This is a genomic window from Nostoc sp. CHAB 5715 (genome assembly GCF_020829685.1).
Classification (GTDB): Bacteria; Cyanobacteriota; Cyanobacteriia; order Cyanobacteriales; family Nostocaceae; genus Nostoc.
In genome coordinates, this window is record NZ_JAIVFR010000596.1 from 1 (window position 1) to 4,797 (window position 4,797).

5 protein-coding genes and 1 pseudogene are annotated in these 4,797 nt (G+C 42.3%); 2 read left to right on the forward strand and 4 right to left on the reverse strand.

Annotated features, from left to right (window positions below):
- Positions 1-103, forward strand: a pseudogene (locus LC574_RS26900) (NAD(P)-binding protein); the annotation flags it as partial.
- On the opposite strand, the gene LC574_RS26905 reads toward LC574_RS26900, so the two are convergent.
- Complete coding sequence (locus LC574_RS26905; RefSeq protein ID WP_229456711.1) at positions 92-445, reverse strand: endonuclease domain-containing protein; 354 nt, start codon at positions 443-445, stop codon at positions 92-94. The pseudogene LC574_RS26900 and the gene LC574_RS26905 overlap by 12 nt on opposite strands.
- A 343-nt stretch (positions 446-788) precedes the next feature.
- On the opposite strand from LC574_RS26905, the gene LC574_RS26910 reads away from it, so the two are divergent.
- Positions 789-974, forward strand: coding sequence for a hypothetical protein (locus LC574_RS26910; protein ID WP_229456713.1), 186 nt, complete (start codon positions 789-791; stop codon positions 972-974).
- A 144-nt stretch (positions 975-1,118) separates the two neighbouring features.
- Here LC574_RS26910 and LC574_RS26915 read toward each other — a convergent pair whose 3' ends face one another.
- The 3 genes from LC574_RS26915 to acnB are packed head-to-tail and all read right to left on the reverse strand — an operon-like array spanning position 1,119 to position 4,533.
- Positions 1,119-1,385: a type II toxin-antitoxin system HicB family antitoxin gene (locus tag LC574_RS26915; protein ID WP_229456714.1), complete on the reverse strand. Its 267-nt coding sequence runs from the start codon at positions 1,383-1,385 to the stop codon at positions 1,119-1,121.
- A gap of 13 nt (positions 1,386-1,398) precedes the next feature.
- Positions 1,399-1,845, reverse strand: a complete 447-nt coding sequence (locus LC574_RS26920; protein ID WP_229456721.1) for a DUF29 domain-containing protein — start codon at positions 1,843-1,845, stop codon at positions 1,399-1,401.
- A 57-nt stretch (positions 1,846-1,902) separates the two neighbouring features.
- The gene (gene acnB / locus LC574_RS26925) at positions 1,903-4,533 is read right to left on the reverse strand and encodes a bifunctional aconitate hydratase 2/2-methylisocitrate dehydratase (RefSeq protein ID WP_229456723.1); all 2,631 of its coding nucleotides are present in this window, start codon (positions 4,531-4,533) and stop codon (positions 1,903-1,905) included.
- Positions 4,534-4,797 lie beyond the last annotated feature (264 nt).

Genomic DNA, 4,797 nt, shown 5'->3' on the forward strand with positions numbered 1-4,797 from the left:
TGACAAAAGTAACTCTCATGTCGTGGTTATCGGTGCGGGAATAGGTGGACTGACTGCTGGAGCATTATTAGCTCATAGAGGTTACAGCGTCTTAATTTTTAATTCGCAACAAACGCAGTCCCCTAGCTGACAAAACTTTGTCCCGTTCTGCATCATATTCAGCTTGTTGTTCATGAATTTTGCCATCTACTTCTATCACTAATGCAGTTGCGTGACAGTAGAAATCTGCAATAAAGCCATTGATAATCTGCTGACGGCGAAAGTGTAAACCATTCAGGCGATTAGCACGAAGATGTTGCCAAAGAATTTTTTCTTCTGGTGTCATTTGCTGACGAAGTTCTTTGGCACGTTGTACTTTAACTAAGTCTGCTTTGTATCCGATTACAATATTGCGAGTTCCCTCTTTTTTCAGTGGATAGGGTTCTTCGGGTGTTGGATTATTCATTTATGAAGTATGAAAATAGGTGTTTATTTTTAAATGATGTGTGACCTCTCCCCCAACCCCTCTCCGAAGCGGAGAGGGGAGCCGGATTTCTCCCCCTTCCCTTGCAGGGAAGGGGGTTGGGGGGTTAGGTCTGTGTGCGAAGTGAGAGGGTGCGATCGCAGTTCACTACCTTTACTTATCCCAAATAAGGACATCAGATAATTTTTAGTATAAATTAAATAAATAACTCCTGTCTGATATTTTAACTATCTCTCAGATAAAAGCCTTGTAAAGTTGCTTTTTAGTCTGGCTAAGTTTTAAAACATCAAATTGAATTTCTACCTATTATTACTTAATTTAGATTATGCAAAAGAACGTAGCATTACGCAAAACCGATCAAGGCTGGAAATTTATTGATGAGTCTGAATTAGAAACTTTTGTTTGGGATAATTTAGAAGAAATATTTGAACTAAAGCCCTTAACGTATATAAACAATGGTCGCCTTTTCCTTCTCTATGAAATGTGCAACCTGCTTGTTCTAAAAGCTTAATTAACTCCTTTGGTTTCAGGAAAAGTATATTTTTATACCAATTTTGTATGAAGATGCACAGAATATTATACGAACCGCCAAGTACGCCAAGAGCGCCAAGAATAGAGAGTTACTCATTTAGTGCAGCTTCACATTAAATTGGTATTAGGCATAAACCTTCCTTAATTCATATATCTCTAAATCTTGTTCTTTTTCTTCAACAAATAAAAATTCATGTAATTCATCTATTGAAACGGGAGATTTATAAATATTACTTTCAGACTCATAAACCACTTCAAAAGATTCAATTGCTTCTTTCAGTTTTTTAATTGCATCTTCTTGACTATTTCCCTGCCCGACAATGCCGTTTTCTAAACATAAAGCAACCCAATAGCCAGAATTTTTTCTGAGTACGACGGTATAAAAATTCATTCCTTCCTCCAACTTAATAAGTATTTTTTAAGGTTTCTTCTAATATAAACGGAGATTCTTTAGGAAAGAAATTTAATTTAATCCCTGTTTCATCAGATGCTTTGAGACGAGCTTTTCGATAACAATCTTCAAATACTTCTGCAAGTAGAGGTTGCAAACTAGGACTATCTTCTAATAATGTTTCAATACAGATACGTTGTTCAGAAATGGTACTGCGCCAACTTTCACTACGTTTTTCTGGTTGATATTGCCATTTCAGCAAGTGCATTAATAGTAGAATTAATCTATTTTTTAACTCGCGTTTTTCACTTCTACCCATGCTTTCAATTTCTTCAATTAGATTAGCTACATCTATTTGATTAAAATTATTTTCTTTTAACTGCTGGGCAATTGTTTGTGTCCACAAGTAAAAGTCTTGTTCATAAAGGTTTTTTTCATTTATAAAAGATGAACTGGTCATGAATATTCCTCTTGGAAACGCTAAAAATTAGGTGGGCATAACACCCACCTAATTAAACTATACTAACAAAGCCTGCTCCTCCTTAGAAATTACGCGCCCTTCATCCTCAAAACCGGCAATTTGATCAAAGTTCAAATACCGATACAAATCATCTGCAAAAGGATGAATTCTACTCGCCACAATATCCAAATATTCTTGCACTGTGGGAAGCCGCCCCAGCAGCGCACAAACTGCGGCTAATTCTGCTGAACCAAGATACACTCGCGCATCTTTACCCATGCGATTATTGAAGTTGCGGGTAGAGGTAGAAAATACTGTTGTGCCATCAGCAACTCGCGCCTGATTACCCATGCATAAACTGCATCCCGGCATTTCTGTACGCGCACCCGCAGCCCCAAAAACGCTGTATACACCTTCTTCTTTTAATTGGTGTTCATCCATGCGCGTTGGTGGTGCTATCCACAGGCGAGTTTTCACTTCACCTGCACCTTCCAAAACTTTCGCTGTTGCCCGATAATGACCAATATTCGTCATACAAGAACCGACGAATACTTCTTGCACTGGATCATTAGCAACTTCCGATAATAATTTAACATTATCGGGGTCATTGGGAGCAGCAACAATTGGCTCTTTGATTTCGTTCAAATCAATTTCAATTATTTCGGCATACTCGGCATCGGCATCGCCTTCTAATAATACGGGATTTGCTAACCATTCTTCCATCTTTGCCACACGGCGCAGCATGGTACGCGGATCGTGATAGCCCCGTGCTATCATATTTTTCAGTAGCGCTACATTAGAACGCAGATATTCTGAAATTGTCTCTACACTCAGCTTAATTGTGCATCCGGCACAAGAACGTTCGGCACTGGCATCGGTGAGTTCAAAGGCTTGTTCAACTTTTAAATCTGGCAATCCTTCTATTTCCAGAATTCGCCCAGAGAAGCCGTTTTTCTTGTTCTGCTTTTCTGCTGTCAGCAAACCTTTTTGAATTGCCACGTAGGGAATGGCATTCACGACATCTCGCAGGGTGATACCTGGTTGCAATTCACCTTTAAATCTTACCAATACTGACTCTGGCATATCTAAAGGCATGACACCCAAGGCGGCTGCAAAGGCTACCAACCCAGAACCGGCGGGGAAGGAAATACCCAAGGGGAAGCGAGTGTGAGAGTCGCCGCCAGTTCCCACGGTGTCGGGTAGCAACATCCGGTTTAACCAAGAGTGGATGATACCATCACCGGGACGGAGGGCGACACCGCCACGAGAGGCAAAGAAGTCAGGGAGTTCGTGATGGGTTTGGATGTCTACTGGTTTGGGATAAGCAGCTGTGTGGCAGAAACTTTGTATCACTAAGTCTGCACTGAAACCAAGACAGGCGAGTTCTTTTAATTCGTCGCGGGTCATTGGGCCTGTGGTATCCTGAGAACCAACGGTAGTGATGATGGGTTCGCAGGATGTGCCGGGACGCACACCAGGTAATCCGCAAGCTTTACCTACCATTTTTTGTGCTAGGGTGTAGCCTTTGCCTGTATCAAAGGCTTGCTGGGGACGGGTGAAAACGGTGCTGGGTTTTAAACCAAGTGCTTGACGGGTTTTATCGGTGAGGGTACGTCCGATAAGTAGGGGGATGCGTCCACCTGCGCGGACTTCATCAAGGATGGTGTCAGGTTTGAGGGCAAAGGTGGAAATGACTTCGCCTGCAACGTTAGTGATTTCGCCTTTGTAGGGATGGATGGTAATTACCATGCCGGTTTCTAGTTTGGTGACATCGCACTGAATAGGCAAAGCACCGGCATCTTCTGCTGTGTTAAAGAAGATAGGCGCGATCGCACCACCTAAAACATAACCCCCAGCGCGTTTGTTTGGCACAAAAGGTATATCATTTCCCAAATGCCACAATACGGAGTTGATGGCAGATTTACGCGAGGAACCTGTACCAACTACATCCCCCACGTAAGCTACAGAATGCCCTTTTTTCTTAAGTTCAGCAATGGTTGCCAAACTTCCCGGTTGCCGTGACTCTAACATCACTAAGGCGTGTAAGGGAATATCTGGGCGAGTTGTGGCGCTTTGGGCGGGGGATAAGTCGTCGGTGTTGGTTTCGCCAGGAACTTTAAAAACGGTGACAGTAATCGCTTCTGGAACTGTGGGGCGAAGGGTAAACCATTCAGCTTCCGCCCAAGAGTCAATCACCCGTTTGGCGAAAGGATTGGTTTTAGACAACTCTAAAACATCGTGGAAGGCGTCATACACCAAGAGGATTTTGCTTAAAGCGTTGGCGGCGTAAGCGGCGATGGGTTCCTTTCCTTGTCCGCCCATCACCAGAGGTGTTTGGGATGAGTCTGAGAGAGATACAGTAGGCCATTGCAGCAAATTAATTAAAGCTTGCACATTGTAACCACCTATCATCGTCCCCAGCAATTGCACCGCTTCTATGCGCGAAACCAAGGGACTGGTGATTTCCTTTTTGGCAATGGCCGTGAGAAATCCAGCTTTGACATAAGCTGCTGGATCAACACCAGGAGAAACGCGATCGCTCAATAAATGCAATAATATCTCCTCTTGACCCTTTGGCGGATTTTTCAGTAATTCACATAATTCTGAGGTTTGCTTCGCATCCAATGGTAAAGGGGGAATACCGAGTGCTGCTCTTTGGGCAACGTGTTTACGATATGATTCCAGCATTTTTATGTTCTCCATTGGGCTTTTCTCCCTTCAATTATGAAATATTTTTAGGCAATACTTGGCTATAAAAGTTTAGCTTACTTTTATCATGAAAGCCTTACTGGTAATCAGTTGTTTGTAGTTTTTTTTACAAAAAAAAGGCAGAGGGCAGAGGGCAGAAGGCTTTTATGAAAGAAGTATTAATAAAAACTTTAGTTGTGGGTCTAAAGCCCACTAGTATAAAAAGAATTGTGTCGAGCGGAAAGTGCCAAGAGACACAAGGCA

Bases quoted from the DNA above. Each gene is read 5' to 3' on its own strand.
- LC574_RS26915 (WP_229456714.1), bottom strand. From the start codon at position 1,385: ATGAATTTTTATACCGTCGTACTCAGAAAAAATTCTGGCTATTGGGTT.
- acnB (WP_229456723.1), bottom strand. From the start codon at position 4,533: ATGCTGGAATCATATCGTAAACACGTTGCCCAAAGAGCAGCACTCGGT.
- LC574_RS26905 (WP_229456711.1), bottom strand. From the start codon at position 445: ATGAATAATCCAACACCCGAAGAACCCTATCCACTGAAAAAAGAGGGA.
- LC574_RS26910 (WP_229456713.1), top strand. From the start codon at position 789: ATGCAAAAGAACGTAGCATTACGCAAAACCGATCAAGGCTGGAAATTT.
- LC574_RS26920 (WP_229456721.1), bottom strand. From the start codon at position 1,845: ATGACCAGTTCATCTTTTATAAATGAAAAAAACCTTTATGAACAAGAC.